We start from the raw sequence: 21078 nt of genomic DNA on the forward strand, positions 1-21078 counted from the left end.
ACGTACCAGGAGGGTTTGTAGATGAAAAGTTATATAAAATTGGAAACAGGCGAAATATTTGAAGGCAGCTGGCAGCAAGCCTTTCCGGATACGTATGGAGAAATTGTATTTTTCACAGGAATGACCGGCTACCAGGAAGTGATGACAGACCCTTCCTTTCACGGACAGATAGTTGTTTTTACTTATCCGCTAATCGGAAATTACGGTGTGAATCCAACAGATAATGAAAGTACGCAGCCGCAGCCGGCAGGTATCATTGTCAGCGAAGCCTGCGCTACGTCGGGTCACTATGAAGGAGACCAGACGCTGGCAGAGGCAGCGCTTGCAGCCGGAATTCCCGTTATGGAAAACGTGGACACGCGGGCATTGGTCAAAAATATCCGGGAAAAAGGCGATATGGGAGCAGTAATGACCGGGGATCCAGAGTCTGTGAATGTCGGAGAATACGAGCCGCTCGGAGAGCGTGATGTGATTGATACTGTAACGGTGGATAAACAGATAACGATCGGCAGCGGAGACCGGCACGTAGTATTAATGGACTTTGGCTACAAACAGTCGATGGTGGATCAGCTGAACAAAAAAGGATGCAAGGTTACGATTGTGCCTTACGATACGACGAAGGAAGCCATTAAAGCTCTGGCGCCTGATGGCCTGCTGTTTTCCAACGGTCCCGGCAACCCGAAGCAGCTTGAACAGTACTTGAGCACTTATAAGGAGCTTGCCGAAACCTACCCGACTTTGGGCATCTGCCTGGGGCACCAGCTCCTCGCGCTTGCGTTTGGCGGAAACACAGAAAAACTTCGTTTCGGTCACCGCGGTGCCAATCAGCCGGTACAGGACCTGGAAACGAACAAAGTATTTATGAGCTCTCAAAACCACAGCTATGTTGTCACGGATGCGTCTCTTTCAAAAGAGTCGTTCCGGATAAAGTACAAAAATGTCAATGACGGTTCGGTAGAGGGCATGATGCATACGAAGTTTCCAATCATGACAGCTCAGTTTCACCCGGAAGCCCATCCGGGTCCGGCAGACAGCGAAGAAATTTTTGATGAATTTCTCGAAACGATAGAGAATAAAGGGAGAGAAGCCACCTATGCCTAGAGATAAAGAAATAAATAAAGTATTGGTGATCGGCTCCGGCCCGATCATCATTGGGCAGGCTGCGGAATTTGATTATTCAGGCACCCAGGCATGCCTGGCGCTTAGAGAAGAAAATATTGAAGTAATCCTGCTGAATAACAACCCGGCAACTGTAATGACAGATAATACCTGTGCCGATAAAGTATATTTTGAGCCGCTTACCGTAGAAACAGTGGAGCGGATCATTGAACAGGAGCATCCGGACGGAGTGCTTGCCACCCTTGGCGGACAGACTGGCTTAAACCTCGCGCTTGCATTTTCCGAACAGCAGACGCTCGAAAAGCATGGGGTGAAGCTTCTCGGTACGCCGATCGAATCCATCCGGCAGGGAGAAGACAGAGAAGCATTCCGTGCGCTCATGCACGAACTAAACGAACCGGTGCCTGAAAGTGAGGTAGTTGAAAAAAAAGAAGAAGCACTCGCGTTTGCGGAGAAAACCGGATATCCGATTATCGTTCGCCCGGCGTACACACTCGGTGGAGGCGGGGGCGGCATTGCCCAGAACGAAAAAGAGCTTCGTTATATTATCGAAGGCGGGCTGGAGGCAAGCCCGATTCATCAGTGCCTGGTAGAAAAGAGCATAGCCGGGTTTAAAGAAATTGAGTACGAAGTGATGCGGGATGCCAATGACACGTGCATCACCGTGTGCAACATGGAAAACATCGACCCTGTAGGCGTTCATACCGGAGACTCCATCGTGGTGGCCCCATCCCAGACCCTGACGGACGTAGAGTACCAGATGCTTCGGAGCTCCTCGTTAAAGGTTATCCGGGCACTTGGGATTGTGGGCGGATGCAATATCCAGTTTGCGCTCGACCCGGTCAGCAAGCAGTACTATTTGATCGAAGTAAACCCGAGAGTGAGCCGTTCTTCCGCGCTTGCTTCTAAAGCAACCGGATATCCGATTGCCCGCATGGCAGCCAAAATCAGCATCGGGTATCACCTGCATGAGCTGTTGAATCCGGTTACCGGGCATACGTATGCAAGCTTTGAACCGGCACTTGACTATGTTGTAGTGAAGTTTCCGCGCTGGCCGTTTGACAAGTTTTCCTACGCAGACCGCACCCTTGGCACGCAGATGAAGGCGACAGGGGAAGTCATGGCCGTTGAAAGAAATCTGGAGGCGGCTCTGCAGAAAGCGGTAAGGTCGCTTGAAATCAAACTTGACGGGCTTGCTTTGCCGGAATGCAAAGAAACGGCTGATGAAAATATTTTAGACGAAATCCTGCAGCAGAACGATAAGCGATTCTTTTACATTATGGAATGGCTTCGCCGCGGCGGGGATATGAAAACAATTCATGAAAAAACCGGTATTCAGTATTTTTTCCTTCGGACCTTTTCTGCCCTTATTCAAAAAGAAAAAGATATTGCAGAGCTTTCCTGGGGAGAGTGGAGCGAAGAGCAGCTGCTGGTATGGAAAAAGGCTGGTTTTACGGATGAACAGCTGCACGCCCTGTCCGGAATAAAAATCGGAGAAATACTTGAGCTGCGTGAGCAGTTAAATATGTTCCCTTCATATCATATGGTGGATACGTGCGCAGCGGAATTTACCGCAGAAACACCGTACTACTATTCCAGCTGGTACAAGGAAAGCGACCGCGAGGCCGAACCGGTCGAAAATAAAGTGCTGGTCGTCGGTTCCGGCCCGATCCGGATCGGACAGGGCATTGAATTTGATTACTGCTCGGTGCACGGGGCGCGCGCGTTGAAAGAAGCCGGCTACGAAGCGGTAATTGTAAATAACAATCCTGAAACGGTGAGCACTGACTTTGAAATGGCGGATCATTTGTACTTTGAGCCGCTCACACCTGAGGATGTGCTTCACGTAGCCAGAGAAGAGCACGTAACGAAAGTAATCGTACAGCTTGGCGGCCAGACGGGGATCGCGCTGACTGAATCACTTGAACAAGCAGGAATGGAAGTGCTCGGCACAACGTCCGATATTATTGATCAGCTCGAGGACCGGGACCGCTTCTACCAGTTTATGCAGCATGTGAACGTTCCTCATATTCCGGGTGTCTCCGGCCACAGCAGAGAGGAAACGCTGAAGCAGGCGGAAGAAATCGGCTATCCGGTGCTTCTCAGACCTTCCTACGTCATCGGCGGCCGCGGGATGGCGATTGCGACCAAAGAAGAAGAGCTGGTGGAATATATCGAAGATCCAGCCAATGATATTGAGTATCCAATATTAATCGACTCCTATAAGCCGGGCACAGAGCTTGAGGTGGATGTATTAACAGACGGCAAAGACATATGGATACCCGGTATATTTGAACACGTAGAGGAAGCAGGTGTTCATTCAGGCGATTCCATGGCTGTAACTCCACCATTCAGTATCAGTGCAGAGATTAAACAGCTTCTGGTGGACTATACGCAGAAAATTGCGGAGGGCATGGATTTTCACGGTATCTTTAATATCCAATTCGTTTACGACGCCGGCGAATTGTATGTGATTGAAATAAATCCAAGAGCATCGCGCACGGTACCGGTCTTTGCCAAAATCACCGGCGAAAAAGTGATTGAAGGAGCGGTGCACCTGCTGCTCGGCCATTCACTTAAAACATGGACAAGTGAAAAAGGGCTCCACGAAGAGCCGGGCTATTACACAGTGAAGGCCCCGGTCTTTTCCAACGATAAATTAAGCGGACTTGACCCGGTGCTCGAAGCAGAGATGAAATCCACCGGGGAGCTGATCGGCATATCAAAAGATCTTTCCGGAGCCTTTCAGAAAGCATTTGCCTGGTCGGAAACGCAAATCCCTCTTCTATTCAAAAAAACCGGAAGCGTCTACTGCGAAATTGCTGACGGGGAATATGAAAAAGCAAAACCATCCCTGGACAAGCTTGAAGGCCTGGGTTACACATTAGTGTTTCCACAGCAGACGCCGTTTGATGAATGGATTTACTCAGAGGATGCTTCAGCATTAATCAGTATTCCGGAGATCGGGCATAAAACAGGAAAAGAGAGTCGTCAGAAAGCATTAATTGAACGTAAAACGATCGTAACGAATGCACGCACGCTGAGTGTGATGGTTCAGGCCATTCAAGGGGCGCCGGAGCTGCCTGCACCAATTGAGTCGTGGCTGCAAAATTACGCTTTGTCCGAAAAAGGAGTGTAGCAAATGGCAACAAATCTGAATAATTCCGCCTCAACTCTGAATCAGCAGAGCGTTTTAACGCTGCTTGATTTTTCCGCGGAGGAAATCAAACAACTGCTGGAGCTGGCAGCAGACATGAAGAAAAATCCTGCTGCGTATTATAATCATCTGGCGCATCGCTCCCTCGGGATGATTTTTGAAAATGCGTCGACGAGAACCCGAGTGTCCTTTGAGGTAGCTATGACTCAGATGGGAGGCCATTCTTTGTTTCTGAGCCCCCGCGATATGCAGATCGGCCGCGGGGAGCCGATCAAAGACACAGCCAAAGTGCTTTCGAGGTACGTTGATGCGTTGATGATCCGCACAAACGATCACGGGAAAGTCGAAGCACTCGCAGAGCATGCAGATGTGCCGGTAATTAATGCCCTTACGGATCTGTATCACCCGTGCCAGGCACTTGCCGATCTGCTGACTGTGCAGGAGCGGAACGGGAGCTTCGAGGGCCTGAAAAGTGTTTTTATCGGAGACGGAAACAATGTCGCCCATTCTTGGATCATAGCAAGCATCAAAATGGGAATGGACGCGGTGCTCGCAGCGCCGGAAGGGTACGGTCCGGAGCCGGGCGTCTGGAAGCAGATTGAGCAGGCAGCGGAGGAGTCTGGAGCATCCGTTACCCGCACGACAGACCCTGAAGAAGCGGCAAAAGGGGCGGACGTTATTTATACGGACGTGTGGACGAGCATGGGCTATGAAGAGGAGCAGGCGAAACGCCTCGCGGCTTTTAAAGGCTTTATGATTTCTGAAGAGCTTACGGCGAAAGCTGCGAAAGACTACATCTTTTTGCACTGCCTCCCGGCCCACCGGGAAGAAGAGGTGGCGGCTTCAGTCATTGATGGTCCCCATTCAGCTGTTTATGATGAAGCGGAAAACAGACTGCACGTACAAAAGGCTATACTTGCTTCGGTCATCAGCTAGACTGTGAAACCGTTCCTAATAATACAGGGACGGTTTCTTTTATGTGAAGAAAGGAGGATAATCACTTGGATTAGCGTGTTTCTGCTTGTATAATTGCCGGGAAGCCGGTAAGCAGCGGGAGGGATGACATGACAGTGAAACGTGCTGCAGCAGGGGTGATTATTTTTATTTGCGTATTGATCGCTGTGTATTTAGGTATCGTTTATTTTTTTCAGGGAAGCCAAACGACGGCCATTCTTACAGCTATCACGGGAGCGCTGATCGCCGAATGGACATACCACCGTTCGTTCGTAGAGGAATAAAGATTATATGAATAAAACAGCGTGCAGAAAGTAGACAACCGTGCGTGACTCGTATAAAATTATTCCCAGACTAATGAAAACGTCCAGCCTGGTTCGTACATAGGCAGGGAGTATATACATGAGAATGCGGAAGATAACAAAGGAGAGAGTAGCATGAATGAAAACAGGCGAGTGGTTGTAACAGGAATGGGGACAGTCAACCCGCTGGGCCAGACAGTGGAATCCTCGTGGAAAAATGCTGTGGACGGCGTCTCCGGCATTAGTGCTATCGAAAGGGTGGATGTCTCCGAGCTTCCGATGAAAATCGGGGGAGAAGTAACGGATTTCGATCCGTCGGCCTATTTGGAAAAAAAAGAACTGCGGAAAATGGACCGTTTCACCCAGTTTGCTATTGTAGCTTCCATGCAGGCGCTTGAGGACGCAGGGTATACAATTACAGAGGAAAATGCAGCACGGACCGGCGTTTGGATAGGCTCTGGCATTGGCGGTATGGAAACGTATGAAAACCAGTTTCAAAACTTCATGGAGCGCGGCTATAAACGTGTGAGCCCGTTCTTTGTACCGATGATGATCCCGGACATGGCTTCCGGCCAGGTGTCCATTTATACAGGGGCCAAAGGAGTGAATTCCTGTACGGTTACGGCCTGTGCCACAGGCTCTAACTCGATTGGAGACGCATATAAAGTGATTCAGCGCGGCGATGCCGATGCCATGATTACAGGCGGCACAGAAGCTCCGATTACAAAAATGGCGATTGCAGGCTTTAGCTCGGCCAAGGCAATTACGATGAATGAAGACCCAAATACGGCGTCCCGTCCGTTTGATAAAAACCGGGACGGATTTGTAATGGGCGAGGGAGCGGGCATACTGATGCTTGAAAGCCTGGAGTCCGCCGAAGCGAGGGGCGCGGAAATTTATGCTGAAATCGTCGGATACGGTTCTACTGGAGATGCGTATCATCTGACAGCTCCGGCACCGGACGGCGAAGGCGCTCAGCGCTCCATGCAGATGGCTATGGACGACGCAGGGCTTACAGCAGAAGACATTCAGTACATTAACGCTCACGGTACCAGCACGCAATACAATGATAAATTTGAAACGACAGCTGTACGAAAGGTATTTCAGGATCATGCGGACAGTGTATGGATGAGTTCAACAAAATCGATGACTGGTCACCTGCTCGGGGCAACCGGAGGTATTGAAGCTATATTCAGTATTCTTTCTTTAAAGGATAATGTAGTGCCGCCGACTATTAACCTGCACGAGCCGGATCCGGAATGTGATCTCGATTATGTTCCAAACGAAGCCCGGAAAGGTGATATTCAGGCCGTTTTAAGCAATACCTTTGGATTTGGCGGACATAACGCTACCCTGGCATTTAAAAAATGGCAGTCATAAAAAAAGTCTGGGCCAACGCGCCCAGACTTTTTTGCATTTAGGACTGATAGCTGTGAATAAGGGATTCAGCATAATCCAGTGCTTCTCGGGATGAAGTGATTTCTTCGTTAATAATGCCTTTTTCGGTTTCGCTTATAATGAATTTATAGAGCGGCCCGGGGCGGAGGCCGAGACGTTGAAGTTCAGCGCCGGAAACCCACGGTGGCAGGTCCTGCCATTTGTCCTGGTATTGTCTGAGCAAAGCCGCTTTTCCCGGCTGCCCGGCGCTGTACTCAAGGCAGTAAGCAGCAATTTCAACAGAAAGAGGAGACACATGGGCAGCAGTGCGGTGGAAATCACCGGGTCTTTCGATAGAGACGTCCCAGCTTTCATCGAGCAGGTAGTGCACGTGCCGCACGAGCTGTTTATCCTGCTTTCGCACGGCGACCCGCTCGGCAGAAAGCACCCGGCCGCTTTCCTGCAGAAATAATGGCAGCAGGATCATAAACAAGGATGATTGGAGCCCGGTAATATAAGGCAGCAGTCGCTCGGCTGTATCGTCCCATACAGCACCAGGGAGAAATGCCGATAAAACGTCAAGCTTCTGGAGACGATAAAACAACTGGGCAGGAGGCATTTCTGCAGTCAGACGCTGAAATTCAGCGAGTATTCTATCTGTAGACAGGGCATGAATCGCGTTAACCGCCTGCGCAATAAACGCTTCTGTTTCATGATCCATCGCAAATCCAAAACGGTATTCAAAGCGGACGGCACGGAGAATACGGGTCGGATCCTCCACAAAGCTCAAATTGTGCAGCACCCGGATGGCTCCCCGTTTTAAATCCTCAAGTCCTGAAAAGTGGTCGATGAGATCCCCAAACTCTTCGGGATGAAGGGCAAGGGCCATGGCATTGATCGTAAAATCCCTTCGGAACAGGTCTTCTTTCAATGTAGAGCTCTCCACGTCTGGCAGGGATCCGGGTTTTTCATAAAATTCGGTCCGGGAGCTTGCGATATCCATTTTTAATCCGTCCGGCCAGATGATCGTAGCAGTGCCAAATGCTTCGTGCTTGTGGAGTTCTCCGTTCCATTTGGAGGCAATGTCTGAAGCAAAGGCTATGCCGTCACCTTCAACGGCAATGTCGATATCCTCATTTTCCTTTTGCAAAATAATATCGCGAACGACTCCACCAATCAGATATGTGCGCAAATGCTGGCGGGCGCCTTCTTCTCCGACAGCCCGAAGCCACTGCTGGATGGAATCCGGCAAAGTCGTGCGCATGCTTTCTTCCATATTGACGGTTTCTGATGCAGTGGAATCTTCACGAAGCCGGGCAATGATATCGCTGCGCGAGACGAGACCGATTAATGCACCGCGGTGATCAATAATGGGAAGCCGGCCAACGTTATGGTGGACCATCTGCTGCTGCAGTTCTTCAAACCGGTGATAGGGGGAGGCGGTATGAAGGTTGGAGCTCATGTAGCCTTTGACAGGGGCGTGCCCGAGCTGATGGTGCATGGCTTTATCAATGTCGCGCCGGGAAATAATGCCGACTAATTCATACTGGTCGTTTACTACCGGAAAGCCGCTGTGGCCGTAACGGAGAACCATATCTTCCGCTTCCCTGATTGTCGTTTCCGGCTTCAGTGTTTTTACCGGCCGGCTCATCAGCTCTTCAGCCGTAATGGAGCGGCCGACTGCAGATTGAAGCTGTGATTTGATCTGGTCGTAAACGTCGTCGAGCAGCTGATCCTTGATAGTGGCCGACCCGGCCCGGGAATGCCCGCCTCCGCCGAACGGGGCTAAAATGTCCGGGAGGTGAATGCGGTCGGTGGCCGAGCGCCCGATAACAAATATTTTGCCCTGTGCTCTGGTTAAAGTAATGACAGCGCTCGCACCGGTCGTTTCTATTAAATTGGAGGTAACGGTGTTCAAGCCGCCGATATGCTTGTCGCCGGAATCAAATTTTGTAATCAACAGCTGAAGCCCTTCGCGCTCAATGACCTCTGCTGCCCCAAGGTAGGCTCGCAGAGCATACTGCTGATCCGGAGAAAGCGACTCCTCCATGTATTGGCCGACGGTATCTAAATTCATGCCCTGCTCCATTAAAAATACAGCAGCCTGCAGATCCCGAAGCGTTGTACTCGGATAAACGAGCGACCCGGTATCAGTGTAAAGCCCGAGAGCAAAAAGGGTAGCTTCGACCGGAGTAAGGGAAAGCTGGCGCTGCATCAATTCTTCAATGAGGATAGTGACAGCGGCGCCTGTTGGTTCAATTCGGGCATCAATGGCCGCTTCTGTGGAATCAGGCGCTACCTTATTTGTATGGTGATCATAAATGATCCAGTACGGAGCCGCGGAAAAGGTAAGGCCGTCCCTGGCCCGATCCGGCTCGGAGACGTCGGTTAAAATCACCGTATGCAAATTATCCCAATCGATATGCCGGGAAGAAACAAACGGAAATTCATCCTTGAAAAGAGCGAGGTACTCGTTGACTTCCTCGGACTGGTCGTCCTGCAAAACGAGGCGGGCCTCAGGATAAAGTCTGGAAGCAGCTACAGCAGAAGCGAGGGCGTCAAAGTCCATATGGCGGTGCGTTAAAATTACATCCATGGCAGCTGCCTCCTTAGTCATTATTTTTCACATGCATTAAATGGTTGTGGAAGTGATTGAGGGCCATAGTGAGAATGGCTTCGGGGCGCGTCTGATCGGCCTCCATGTTCACTTCATCAAAATACCGGGTGATATCTTCAAGCTGGTCTTTCTGTTCTTTGTATAAGTGCACCTGCAGAACCCGGGTTTCGTTCGCAAGCTCCCGGGCAAGCTGATTGATTGAATGCTGCAGCTGTTCAGACTCCTTCAGCAGTTCACGCAGCTGTTTTTGCTTTTCTTCTCGTACAGTCACTTGCGACCCTCCATGTGCTGGATGTGTTTTCCCTATACTAATACCCGGGAAGAAAAAAATAAAAGCTCCCGACTTGGGAGCTCCTACCGTTTTTTTCGTTCAAGCCCCATGGCACGCTCAGCTTTTGCGAGCATTTTTGAGGAAGCCTGACGGGCTGTTTCTGCGCCTTTGTCCAGGATGTCATCGAGTTCTGAAGAGTTCATCAGCTCCGCATGGCGCTCCTGAAGTGGTACGAGAATATCAGCAACGGCGGCACCGGTTTCTTCTTTAAGAGAGCCGTAGCTTTCTTGGCTGAGCTTTTGTTCTGCCTCTTCGATACTGATGTTTTTAGAAATGGCGTAAATTGTGAGGAGGTTGCTTACTCCAGGTTTGCTTTCAGGATCGTAGCGGATCTCGCGTCCGGAATCAGTCACAGCGCTCTTCATCTTCTTCATGATCGTCTTTTCATCATCAAGCATGGAAATAAAAGCCTTTTGATTGGAGTCGGATTTGCTCATTTTTTTCTCTGGATTTTGAAGAGACATAATCCGTGCTCCGCTGCCCGCTATTTTTGTTTCCGGGACGTTGAATATATCGTTGTACTGTTGATTAAACCGCTCCGCTAGCGTCCGCGTCAGTTCAAGGTGCTGCTTCTGGTCTTCTCCGACAGGAACAATATCTGTGCCATATAAAAGGATGTCCGCAGCCATCAGCGGCGGGTAAGTCAAAAGAGCACCGGGAACACCGGAGCGGCCCTCTGCCTTGTCTTTAAACTGGGTCATGCGCTCAAGCTCCCCAATATAGGCAATGCATTGCAGCATCCAGCCAAGCTGGGCGTGAGCAGGAACCTCCGATTGAACAAAAATAGTTGCTTTTTCCGGGTCAAGTCCGGCAGCGATGTATAAAGCCGCGAGACTCCGGGTGTTGTGCTGAAGCTCCTGCTTATTTTGAGGCACTGTAATAGCGTGCTGGTTCACGATACAAAAAAAGCTTCGGTAGTCTTTCTGTAAATCCACAAAGTGTTTTATCGCCCCTAAATAGTTACCGATGGTGGGCGTGCCGCTCGGCTGAACACCGGAAAAAACGGTTTTCATAAGTATACATCCTTTCGTTGTCAAAAACTTATTTCTGCCGGCTTTTATACTTAAGGACAAGCACGGCGGCCCATTCAAGCACGAGTAAGATAAAAAGCAGAAGTCCCGGCCAGGAGGGGAAGTCTGACAATCTCACCTGAAGGACAAGTGCTGCTGCCCACAAGAAAGCTGTAACGGCCATCCAAAAACGTATCTGATCTGTCATAGCTTCATCACCACTCTGACCCGAGACCAATAAAAGTTAAATAGGAAGCAATAAAATAAACGACGACAAGAGTGATGGAGGGCCAAAGATAAATGGCCGGTGTTTTTCGTTTACTGCCCCGGAGAACAGCGTAAAATACTATGGCTGCGAGCAGCGTAATGCCGAGAGAAGTCACCAGATTCGTCCGGCTTGCTGCGGAAATGATCGGTTCGCCTCTATAGAAAATATCGCTCAGGGCAAGCAGAGTCAAATTGAAAAGGTTGCTGCCCAAAATGGACCCCAGGGCCAGATTATAGTTTCTCAGCTTCATTGCTACAAAAACAGAAACGGCTTCGGGGAGGGACGTCGAAGCAGCGATTAAAAAACTTCCGATAAAGCTCGAGCCGAGTCCGGTGATAACAGCGATCCTGTCACCGGTGGTAGTTAGAACAGTACCGGCAGCGAGCGTAAATAAAGCAGCGATTATAAATCCCGTACCGGCCTGGCGCAGTGAGAGATCGGGCTTTGGCACGTCCTGTTCTTCTTCGTCAGGAATCACGCCTTCGTTCTGGCGGTTTGCCCAGACAATTCCTACCGCATAGAATACCAGAAGGATAAGCGCATCAACACCGACGCCAAAAACGCTCCAGGAAAGCTGGAGGAGAAAAGCCGCCCCCGTGACAAAAGCAAGCACGGCTCCCAGCCCGGCAGTATATGTATGACCAGGGGAGACGCGGTTGAACAGCTGCTTGCGCCGATAAAAAATATCGAATACAGCAATGATAAGAATGTTAAATAAATTACTCCCAAGCACGTTGCCCACGGCAATGTCCGGGTTATCCAAAAACACAGCCGTTAAGCTGGTGGTAACTTCGGGCAGGGAAGTGGCCCCGGCCAACAAAAGGGTGCCGACCATCATACCGCCAAGCGAAGATTTTTCACTAATGATGTCAGAGTATGAAGACAGCTTGGTGGCTGCGATAACTGTAACGACAGCTGCCAAAAGAAAGAATAAAAAGACCAACGATGGTGTCCCCTCTCACAAACGATAATTTCAGCATAAAACGCTTTAGAACAGGGTTAGTGTATCGTAACTTACCCCGAAGGTCAAAAGGAAGCCGTGTGAAAACCCCTTCATCTATGTAAATATTGGATAACAACGACTATAATAAAGTAGAAAGAATTCAAAGGAGGGCTATAATGAAGATATTTGCCGTATTTCTTACAATGAAGGATGAAGAAAAATCACAAAAATTCCGCTCGCAGCACTTGAAATTTCTCGAGGATGAAGAGCTGAACGGAAATGTGATTGCTTATGGACGGTTTGTCGATGGTACCGGCGGCTTAATCATGTACCGCGGAGAAGAAGAGGAAGCTGTCCGGGAAATTGTAGAACAGGATCCTTACATACAGCTTGGTGCCCGGGATTATCATATGCATGAGTGGGATATGAAATCACATGTCTGGACGAAGGGAGAATAATACTTATGAAAAAAGCTGCTTTCATCGGACTTGGAAACATGGGCATGCCAATGGCTGTGAATATTTTGAATAAAGGATTTGACGTCTACGGGATTAATAAAGGAAATGAAAAGGAAGACCGCTTTCAGGAAGCAGGAGGTACTGTCGGTATTACACCGGGAGAGGCAGCTGGACAGATGGATATCGTTATGACCTGCCTTCCGAAGCCAGAGCATGTAGAAGAAATGATGCTCGGTGAAAACGGCGTTATTACAAATGCCTCACCAGGACTTCTTGTCATTGATTTCAGTACCGTGTCTGCAGAGCTTCATGAAAAGATTGAAGCAGAGGCAGCGCAAAAGGGTGTAGACTATCTGGATGCTCCGGTTAGCGGGGGAACGACAGGAGCAGAAGCTGGAACACTTGCTGTGATGGTTGGCGGAAGCAAAGAGGCCTTTGAAAAAGCCAGACCGATTTTTGAAGCGGTAGGAAAAAATATTACGTATGCCGGCAGCATTGGCAAAGGTACGAAAGTGAAGTTGATTAATCAGTATATGGTGGGTATGCATACTGCAGCGGTAAGCGAAGGATTAACGATGGCGGAAAAAGCAGGAGTTGATCTGGAAATGCTTCATTCCGTTATTACAAACAGTATGGGGCAGAGCAAAATCTATGACCGGCACTATACGGAATTCATTCAGGAAAACAAAGAGGAACCCGGATTTGCTCTGGAACTGCTTTTAAAGGATCTTGGCTTGGCTAATGAAATGAGTAATCGTGTAGGAGTAATTCCAAAGGCAGGAAAGGAAGTTTTATCCTTATTCGAAGAGGCGGATCGCGAAGGGTTTGGAGAAAAAGACATGAGCAGCCTTTTTTACTACGTGAAAAACAACAAAAAATAAAAAATATGTAGACACGGAACCTGCCTTCCTTCATGAAGGCGGGTTCTTTACGTTTTACGAATGCATAGTTTCAGCAACGGCCTGCTCAACGCGTTCGTCGAGGGAATGCAGTCGGGTGAATGCATCTTCATCAGTAATAGTCCGGTAGTGATGGCGTCCGGATGGCTCTTCATCGAGTTCATCTGCATCGGCAACTACCTGCTGCAGCGGCGTTCGCTGAATATTGGCAGCCGGGAGATACGAATCAGTATGAAGTAAAACAGCCATACTGACTTCCTTTGCCCGCGAAGGTTCTTCGCCGAGCCGGATTAAGAGCTTGTGCGCCCGTTCTGCTCCTTTGATAGCGTGAATATCGTTCGTCTGATATTCTTCGAAGTCCCATTTTCCGTTTTTGTAAAAAAGATAATGGCCCATATCGTGCAGAAAACCGGCTTTTACTGCTAAATCAACATCCACATTTCGTTCTCTGGCAAGCTCTAATGCTATATCAGCCACGCGGATGGCATGGGCAAGTCCGGAACGGCGGACATATTTTTGAGTAATAGGGTGTTTGTAAATATCAATCATCGTCACTCTGCTCATTGGTGCTCCTCCTTTATAGATTATTTTGCAAAAGGGGCCCCGGCCAATAAAGGCTGAGGACCCTGTGAAAGTCTCGCAATTTTTAAAGATATTTTTAACATTATAATAACTATGCGACTGGAATGCAAGGGAAATGAAAGATTAACTAACATTCAATTATCATTTTGAATATAAATATTAATTAATAAAAAAATAGCGGAAAATAAAAAATATGGTTGGTAATATGTGTATTTAAACGTATAATTAAACTAAGAAAAATATTCCATTAAATAGTGACTATTAGAGTGTATTTTTTACAAAAAACAATGAAGGCAGGGACAATATGAAAAAAAAGTTGGGTATTTGGGCCTTAACTGCTGCATTGACTGCTACATCGGGATTAACTGCAGCGGAGGCTAACGCGGAAGAAGGAAACGGGAACGATCTGGCATCAATGACGACTGGTGGACATACATTAACGCTTGAAGGCAGCATGCCGCGATTTACATATGATTCCGGTCTTAATTTCAGCTATCCAGAAGAAGGGGTCAAAGGGATATATGTTACTGGTCACTCGGCCGGAGGCGACAGAATGGATAAATTAATTGACCTCATTGATTCGACGGAATTGAACGCTATGGTAATAGATATTAAAGATGATCACGGCAACTTAACATTCAATGTACCGGAAGGATCAAATCTGCCTGATATAGGAAAAAATATGATCAAGGATCCCGAAGTGCTAATGAAAAAATTGGAAGAACACGATATATACCCAATCGCACGCATTACAGCTTTTAAAGATAATGTACTTGCCAAAAAGCATCCGGAATACTCCTACCAGACAAGTAACGGGGATACATGGTCGAATGGAAGCGGCCATATGTTTACAAACCCGTTTATGAAAGAAGTATGGGATTACAATCTTCAAATAGCGGAAGAAGCAGCCAGGCTCGGCTTCCAGGACATCCAGTTCGATTATATCCGGTTCCCTGAAGGATTTGAAACGAGAGATGACCAGCTCACTTATTCCACAGGGGACTATGACAGCGGTGACGACAACGTGCAGGAAAGAGTAGATGCTGTTACGGATTTTGTCGCCTACTCTGAAGAGACGCTTCAAACAAAATACAATGTAAATGTATCGGCGGATATCTTCGGCTATTCTGCGACTCAGGAACAGGCCCCGGGCATCGGACAGGACTTTCGGTTAATCTCTGAAAATGTAGATGTCATCAGCTCCATGATTTACCCAAGCCATTGGGGAAGCGGTTATTTTAATATCGATAAGCCGGATACAAAGCCGTACGAGGTTATCGATGCTTATGCGAAGGCAGAGATGAAGATTTTATCGGATCTTGATGAACAACCGATAACCCGGCCCTGGATTCAGGACTTTACAGCAAGCTATTTAGGAAGCGGTAATTATCTGCAGTATGGAAGCACCGAAGTGGAGGCGCAGATTCAGGCGCTGCAGGATAATGGTATTGAAGAGTATCTGCTGTGGGACGCCCAGAACTCTTATTCCAAAGGTACAGATTATACGCCGTAAAAAAACAAAACCAAAGGAGCGGGAGTCAAAAACCGCTCCTTTTTGCTGTATGCAAAGCTGAGAAAGAGTAAATGCAACCACAACTCTCCGGGAAGTCAATATCCCGTAAAGAGCGCACTTAAGCGTCTTAAATAAGTACTGAAGGCACTTACTATATACAGAATTTCGCGTTATAATATATGTAACACAAATTTGGGGGTCATTATGTCTAAACTAAACTGGTACGAAAAATTGAACCAATACTTTCCAGTTGAAGAAATGAAATCGAAAAAACACATGGAAGTGCTGCTGGATGAAAAAGGTGATATTTACCATAAAGATGAAGGACCTCTTCATGTTATGATGTATGTGGAGACAGAGGAATTTGTTTTTATCGATTATTTGTTGGTATCGAAAGAAGCAAGAGGGGAAGGACTCGGTCAGAAATTACTTGATAGCCTGAAAAGTAAGAATAAACCGATTATTCTGGAAGTGGAGCCTCTCGATTATGAAGAGAGTGATACGACAAAACGGTTCCGTTTTTATGAAAGAGCCGGCTTTCGTCAGGCGAAATCCATTGGCTACAGCAGAATCTCTCTGGCAACCAATGAAGTGAATACGCTCGAAATTTTATATTGGTCGCCGGACGATGCGTCGGAAGAAGTTATCTATGAAAAAATGAAGCATACGTACAAAAACATTCATACGTATAAAGATGAAGAGATCTACGGAAAAGCCTATCAGGACGTTACGGAAGTTCTTACGTATGATGACAAAGACGAATTGAAGAACGCTTAGAAAGGAGGGCGAAGAGGTTATGAAAAACGCAGTTGCAAAAAAACGCAGGAAAATGAAAAGAGAAGTACTCCGGGATATGCTTAAGAAGAACCTCAAGGGCCTGAATAAAGAAAAATCGCCCGAAAAGGGCGTTCCGACTCCTTCAAGACACTCCGCTTAATACAATGCATGCGCAGCTCAGACGGGCTGCGCTTTTTTATGCTGGAAGGTTTAAAAGTTAAATTAAGGTGGAACACTCTAACCGTTGAAGAAAAATTGGAGGGTTCCTGATGCAGACACATCAATTGTACATTAACGGAGAATACGTAAACGCTTCTAGTGATGAATATATTGAAATTGAAAATCCGGCGACGGAAGAAACTATTTCACGAACGGTAAAAGCGACAAAAGAGGACGTGGATAAAGCTGTTGCTGCCGCCTCCGCTGCTCAAAAAGGGTGGGAACTGACACCAAATATCGAACGCGGAAAAATTGTCCGTGCCCTCGGAGATAAAATTGAAGAAAACAGAGACCGGTTTATTGACCTTCTTCAGGAAGAGCAGGGAAAAGATTACGGATTGGCGAGCGGTGAAGTGGATCTTGCCATTGACTATTTCCGCTACATGTCCGAATGGGCAAGAAGAATAGAAGGAGAAATTCTGCCAAGTGACCGGGAAAATGAGAATATTTTCATTTACAAAAAACCTATCGGCGTTGTAGGCGGTATTGTGCCATGGAATTTTCCCGTGTTTATCCTGGCCAGAAAAGTAGCAACAGCGCTTGTCACCGGCTGTACGATTGTGCTGAAGCCAAGCCAGCAGACACCAAATACAGCTGTTGAATTCACAAAGCTCATCGATGAAATGGATGAAGTACCAAAAGGGGTTTATAACCTGATTACAGGTACAGGTTCAGAAATAGGAAACGCTCTGGCTTCGCATGAAGATGTAGATATGGTAACAATGACTGGCAGCGTAACTGCGGGAACAAAAGTTATGGAAGCTGCGGCGCAGAACATTACAAAAGTTAATCTCGAACTCGGCGGAAAAGCACCGGCTATTGTAACAGCGAACGCAGATATTGATACTGCGGTGAAGCATATTACAACCTCCAGACTTGCCAATAATGGCCAGGCCTGTACGAACGCAGAGCGGGTGTATGTGCATGAAAGTATTGCTGAAGAATTCACCAAACGACTGCAGGAAGCATTTGAACAAAAAACAATGGGCGATCCGCGCGCATCCAAAAATGCTGACGTTGGCCCTCTTGTAAGCAAAGACCGCCTCGATGAAGTGCATGCGATGGTGGAAAATGCTAAAAAAGACGGAGCGAAGGTAGTAGCTGGCGGTGAACCAGGCGATCAGAATAATGGTTATTTTTACAAACCAACAGTAATCAGCAACGCCCGGCATGAGATGGAAATTATGCAGGAAGAAATATTTGGTCCGGTTATTCCTATCGATACGTTCCAAACGCTTGATGAAGCAATAGAGAAAGGCAACGATACCGTATTCGGTCTTTCTTCCTCCGTTTACAGTGAAGATATGAACGAAATTATGAGAGTGGTAAACGAACTGCGCTTTGGCGAAACGTACGTTAATCGGGAGAATTTCGAAGCTGTGCAGGGCTATCACGCCGGTTTCCGGAAATCCGGACTTGGCGGCGCCGATGGCAAGCACGGAGTGGAAGACTTTTTAGCCACTCACGTTGTTTATATGCAGTACAATAACGAAAAAAATTAAAGAAATTTGGCTGGAGGGTGAACCTCCAGCCATTTTCTAACGTATACATAATAAGGGCGGAAACAATTATATGAGTTGTTGAAAAACAAAGCAGGTAATTGAGAATCGTTCATTTAATGTAAAAAGTGAACAGTTTAAATGAATTGTCACAAAACGTTAACAAATTGTGCGCTCAGAAAGTTTCAAAACCATGATGAAGAGGAATAAATAAAGTATTGTTGAATTAAAGTCCAAAAGTACAATCATTCACAAACCAGTTAAAACCTCTTTTCAAATTAGAATAATTATTGTATAATAATCTTGTGACTAAAAGTAGAGAATATTATACGTTGTTTTCGCCCATTTTACTCCCATAGTCGGGGAAGGAGAGATTTGTTAACATGGTGACATTGCTTACATCTCCAAGTTGTACATCCTGTCGGAAAGCGAAAGCATGGTTGGACGAACATGAGATTGCTTATAATGAAAGAAATATTTTTGCGGAGCCATTAACAGTGGATGAAGTAAAAGAAATCGTCCGTCTGACGGAGGACGGCACTGATGAAATCGTTTCCCGTCGTTCGAAGGTGTTTCAGGAATTAGACGTGGAAATGGAAAACCTTCCACTGCAGCGTCTGTTCCAATTAATCAGCGAACATCCCGGTCTATTAAGACGGCCGATCATTTATGATGATAAACGTTTACAGGTAGGCTATAATGAAGCTGAAATTCGTCGTTTTCTCCCAAGAAAAGTTCGTACTTTTAACTTGATGGAAGCGCAAAAAATGGTAAACTAAAAAGAAAGAAAAATTTCGGCGCCGGTCGGGATTTTTCTTCTTTTTATAATTATGCTTTGTTTTGCTAAAATGAGTTTCTTTCCTTGACATGAGTGTGATTTTATCTGAAAATATAAAACCAAACCAGTGTTAAATTATTGATGCTCCGCTCCCTCAACGAACGTTGCATCCTGGGATGAGCACAACTCACAAAGGGTCCTGTATGGTGCTATGATTAAAAGGATTACTATATGTTATTGTTAGGGTATAGTATTTCATAGTAAGTAGAAGACCGACCCTAGCTTGAGGAGGGAGAAAAATAGTGGAAATCGAAAGAATCAACGAGTCGACAGTGAAGTTTTACATTACGTACACGGATATCGAAGACCGTGGTTTCGACCGGGATGAGATTTGGTATAACCGTGAACGTGGAGAAGAATTATTCTTTGATATGATCAACGAAGCTCACGACTTAGAAAACTTTGAAATAGAAGGACCTTTATGGATTCAGGTACAGGCACTCGATCAGGGCATGGAAATCGTAGTTACCAGAGGACAGGTTACCGATGGAAATGTGAAGCTGGAAATTCCGGTATCAGAAAATAAAGAGGAACCTCCGGTGGACGATAACATTGTGGATATGCTTGATGAACAATACCGTTCGTCCAAATCAGACAGAAATGGCTCACTTGAGTCGGAAGACCTGGAAATTGTTATTTCCTTCCAGGATATGGAAGACTTAATCAGTCTGAGTAAGGCCTTCCATGTATCGGATGTCCACAACGAAGTATACTTCTTTGAAAATCGGTATTATCTTTATTTAGTATTTGATCAGCGTTATACAGAGGATGAACAGGACAACATGGTAAGCCATGTGCTGGAGTACGGAAATGAATCTGACCTGTCCATTTTCCGTATACGTGAGTACGGTACGACAATTGCATCTGAATATGGTCTTCAAACCTTCAATGAAAACTTCTCATAAGTGTGTGTATCTCTAAAAGGCTGGCGTGTGACGCTGGCCTTTTTATTTTATAAAAAATCCCCGTATTACACCCCCTCCTGGAAAGGCTGATACTCATGTTTAATGCCCTCATTGCGAACGGCCGGGCGGTTTCAAGCCTGGATCCCACTATTTATCCCCCTTACTATTGCCCGGACTGCGGGCACGAAGTGCATCTGCGTAACAAATCAAATACCCGTCCTCATTTTGTTCACTCCCGGCGTGCAGACTGCCGCCTGCTTGGTGGAGAATCCGAAGAGCATACTGAAGGGAAAGCTCTGCTCGCCAGCTGGCTTAAAGAACAGAATCTTTCTCCCGTTATTGAGAAACAGTTACCTGAGGAAGGGAGAAGGGCAGACGTATTCGTTCAGTGGAGAGGACAAAACGTAGCTCTCGAGATACAGAGGAGTGCGATTGATTCACCGCAGCTTTTGACGAGAAGCCGAACATATAAAGAAAAAGGAATCCTTCCACTTTGGTTTTTTTCTCCGAAACTAGTGCAACGAAAAAATCCCGGGCACTGGTTTTGGAATGAAGCGGTATGGTCTTCCATATTCTCCGGATATTTTAATGCAGTACCTGTGCTGATGCCATCCTCCCGGGAGCTTTTAATCGTGCAGCCATTATTTGAAGCTTCGCCCAAGCGTATCGTAGCCCATGCCTTAAGATTGCCGGTAGCCGACATAAAGCTGGATTATTTTTTCGCCCCTGCACAGCTGTCATTCAGTTTTATTGATAAAATACTGGCGCATAAAAACAGTTGGCGCTTTTCTTCTTATCAATTTTCCGGGTGCGAAAAGTATTGGGAGAGTCTTGGGATATATACCCGGCACCTCTCTCATATTAGTATGCATCCTGCGGACCTGGGCTGGCCGACGCCGTATTGTTACATTTTCCGAGGACCACCGCTCGTGTGGCAGACCCTGCTGTTTTACCGGATTATTCACCAAAAAAGTGATACATTAAACAATATTTTAATTTTAGTGCAAAAAGATCCACTGCTTGCTCCGTTAATACGTTCTGGTCTGCGTGCAGAGATTTACCTGCGTCAGGCAGTCTGGCATTTTTTGCAGTGGCTGAAGGTCCGGAAGACGGTTTATTTTCATCACGGGCACTGGTATTTGAAGAAAGACCTGCTGCCTGAAGCATTGGCGGAAACGGGATGGTCGCAGGATCAAAGCATCGCTGGAATATTTACGGCTTATATCAAAAAGCTTGAAGCAGAAAAACGATTCATTGGAACAACTGGAAATAGTTCGATACAATAGGAGAGAAAGATAAAGGGAGGTGCG

19 protein-coding genes are annotated in these 21078 nt (G+C 46.9%); 13 read left to right on the plus strand and 6 right to left on the minus strand.

Annotation, left to right across the window (positions count from 1 at the left end; genetic code table 11):
- Positions 1–21: 21 nt before the first annotated feature.
- The 5 genes from ACTRXH_RS00495 to fabF all read left to right on the plus strand — a co-directional run bounded on the left by ACTRXH_RS00495 (position 22) and on the right by fabF (position 6912).
- Positions 22–1101: a carbamoyl phosphate synthase small subunit gene (locus ACTRXH_RS00495; protein WP_474262028.1), complete on the plus strand. Its 1080-nt coding sequence runs from the start codon at positions 22–24 to the stop codon at positions 1099–1101.
- Entirely contained in the window at positions 1094–4258 is a 3165-nt protein-coding gene (locus tag ACTRXH_RS00500) for a carbamoyl phosphate synthase large subunit (protein ID WP_474280005.1), read from the plus strand. The genes ACTRXH_RS00495 and ACTRXH_RS00500 overlap by 8 nt, the downstream gene beginning before the upstream one ends.
- A gap of 3 nt (positions 4259–4261) precedes the next feature.
- Positions 4262–5212: an ornithine carbamoyltransferase gene (argF, locus tag ACTRXH_RS00505; RefSeq protein WP_474280007.1), complete on the plus strand. Its 951-nt coding sequence runs from the start codon at positions 4262–4264 to the stop codon at positions 5210–5212.
- 128 nt (positions 5213–5340) lie between these two features.
- Positions 5341–5514: a hypothetical protein gene (locus ACTRXH_RS00510; protein WP_474262031.1), complete on the plus strand. Its 174-nt coding sequence runs from the start codon at positions 5341–5343 to the stop codon at positions 5512–5514.
- 153 nt (positions 5515–5667) lie between these two features.
- Entirely contained in the window at positions 5668–6912 is a 1245-nt protein-coding gene (gene fabF, locus ACTRXH_RS00515; protein WP_474262032.1) for a beta-ketoacyl-ACP synthase II, read from the plus strand.
- Between the two features lie 37 nt (positions 6913–6949).
- Here the strand turns inward: fabF and ACTRXH_RS00520 are convergent, their stop codons facing one another.
- The 5 genes from ACTRXH_RS00520 to ACTRXH_RS00540 all read right to left on the minus strand — a co-directional run bounded on the left by ACTRXH_RS00520 (position 6950) and on the right by ACTRXH_RS00540 (position 12078).
- Positions 6950–9505 carry a CBS domain-containing protein gene (locus ACTRXH_RS00520; RefSeq protein ID WP_474280009.1) on the minus strand — a complete coding sequence of 852 codons (2556 nt, stop codon included), beginning with the start codon at positions 9503–9505 and terminating at the stop codon, positions 6950–6952.
- 13 nt (positions 9506–9518) lie between these two features.
- The gene (locus ACTRXH_RS00525; RefSeq protein ID WP_474262034.1) at positions 9519–9797 is read right to left on the minus strand and encodes a hypothetical protein; all 279 of its coding nucleotides are present in this window, start codon (positions 9795–9797) and stop codon (positions 9519–9521) included.
- A gap of 83 nt (positions 9798–9880) precedes the next feature.
- Positions 9881–10870 carry a tryptophan--tRNA ligase gene (trpS, locus tag ACTRXH_RS00530; protein WP_474280011.1) on the minus strand — a complete coding sequence of 330 codons (990 nt, stop codon included), beginning with the start codon at positions 10868–10870 and terminating at the stop codon, positions 9881–9883.
- Between the two features lie 28 nt (positions 10871–10898).
- Positions 10899–11075: a hypothetical protein gene (locus ACTRXH_RS00535; protein ID WP_474262036.1), complete on the minus strand. Its 177-nt coding sequence runs from the start codon at positions 11073–11075 to the stop codon at positions 10899–10901.
- A 7-nt stretch (positions 11076–11082) separates the two neighbouring features.
- Positions 11083–12078, minus strand: a complete 996-nt coding sequence (locus tag ACTRXH_RS00540) for a sodium:calcium antiporter (RefSeq protein WP_474280014.1) — start codon at positions 12076–12078, stop codon at positions 11083–11085.
- Positions 12079–12254: 176 nt separating this feature from the next.
- Here ACTRXH_RS00540 and ACTRXH_RS00545 point away from each other — a divergent pair, with 176 nt between their 5' ends.
- Positions 12255–12536 carry a YciI family protein gene (locus tag ACTRXH_RS00545; protein WP_474262038.1) on the plus strand — a complete coding sequence of 94 codons (282 nt, stop codon included), beginning with the start codon at positions 12255–12257 and terminating at the stop codon, positions 12534–12536.
- A 5-nt stretch (positions 12537–12541) separates the two neighbouring features.
- Entirely contained in the window at positions 12542–13417 is an 876-nt protein-coding gene (locus ACTRXH_RS00550; protein ID WP_474279188.1) for an NAD(P)-dependent oxidoreductase, read from the plus strand.
- A 54-nt stretch (positions 13418–13471) separates the two neighbouring features.
- Here ACTRXH_RS00550 and ACTRXH_RS00555 read toward each other — a convergent pair whose 3' ends face one another.
- Positions 13472–13999, minus strand: coding sequence for an HD domain-containing protein (locus tag ACTRXH_RS00555; protein ID WP_474262040.1), 528 nt, complete (start codon positions 13997–13999; stop codon positions 13472–13474).
- Positions 14000–14321: 322 nt separating this feature from the next.
- On the opposite strand from ACTRXH_RS00555, the gene ACTRXH_RS00560 reads away from it, so the two are divergent.
- The 6 genes from ACTRXH_RS00560 to ACTRXH_RS00585 all read left to right on the plus strand — a co-directional run bounded on the left by ACTRXH_RS00560 (position 14322) and on the right by ACTRXH_RS00585 (position 21054).
- A complete protein-coding gene (locus ACTRXH_RS00560; protein WP_474280016.1) occupies positions 14322–15530 on the plus strand; it encodes a putative glycoside hydrolase in 1209 nt (402 codons plus the stop codon).
- Positions 15531–15734: 204 nt separating this feature from the next.
- The gene (locus ACTRXH_RS00565) at positions 15735–16307 is read left to right on the plus strand and encodes a GNAT family N-acetyltransferase (protein ID WP_091614512.1); all 573 of its coding nucleotides are present in this window, start codon (positions 15735–15737) and stop codon (positions 16305–16307) included.
- A 269-nt stretch (positions 16308–16576) separates the two neighbouring features.
- Positions 16577–18028 carry an aldehyde dehydrogenase gene (gene aldA, locus ACTRXH_RS00570; protein WP_474262042.1) on the plus strand — a complete coding sequence of 484 codons (1452 nt, stop codon included), beginning with the start codon at positions 16577–16579 and terminating at the stop codon, positions 18026–18028.
- 380 nt (positions 18029–18408) lie between these two features.
- Positions 18409–18804, plus strand: coding sequence for a transcriptional regulator SpxA (gene spxA, locus ACTRXH_RS00575; RefSeq protein ID WP_022795164.1), 396 nt, complete (start codon positions 18409–18411; stop codon positions 18802–18804).
- A gap of 301 nt (positions 18805–19105) precedes the next feature.
- Positions 19106–19768 (plus strand): adaptor protein MecA, encoded by a 663-nt coding sequence (mecA, locus tag ACTRXH_RS00580; RefSeq protein ID WP_322526415.1) that lies wholly within the window; start codon positions 19106–19108, stop codon positions 19766–19768.
- A gap of 95 nt (positions 19769–19863) precedes the next feature.
- On the plus strand, positions 19864–21054 hold the full coding sequence (locus ACTRXH_RS00585; protein WP_474280018.1) for a competence protein CoiA: 1191 nt from the start codon (positions 19864–19866) through the stop codon (positions 21052–21054).
- Positions 21055–21078 lie beyond the last annotated feature (24 nt).

The sequence above is a fragment of the Marinococcus sp. LNHM5E3-2.1 genome (assembly GCF_056034365.1).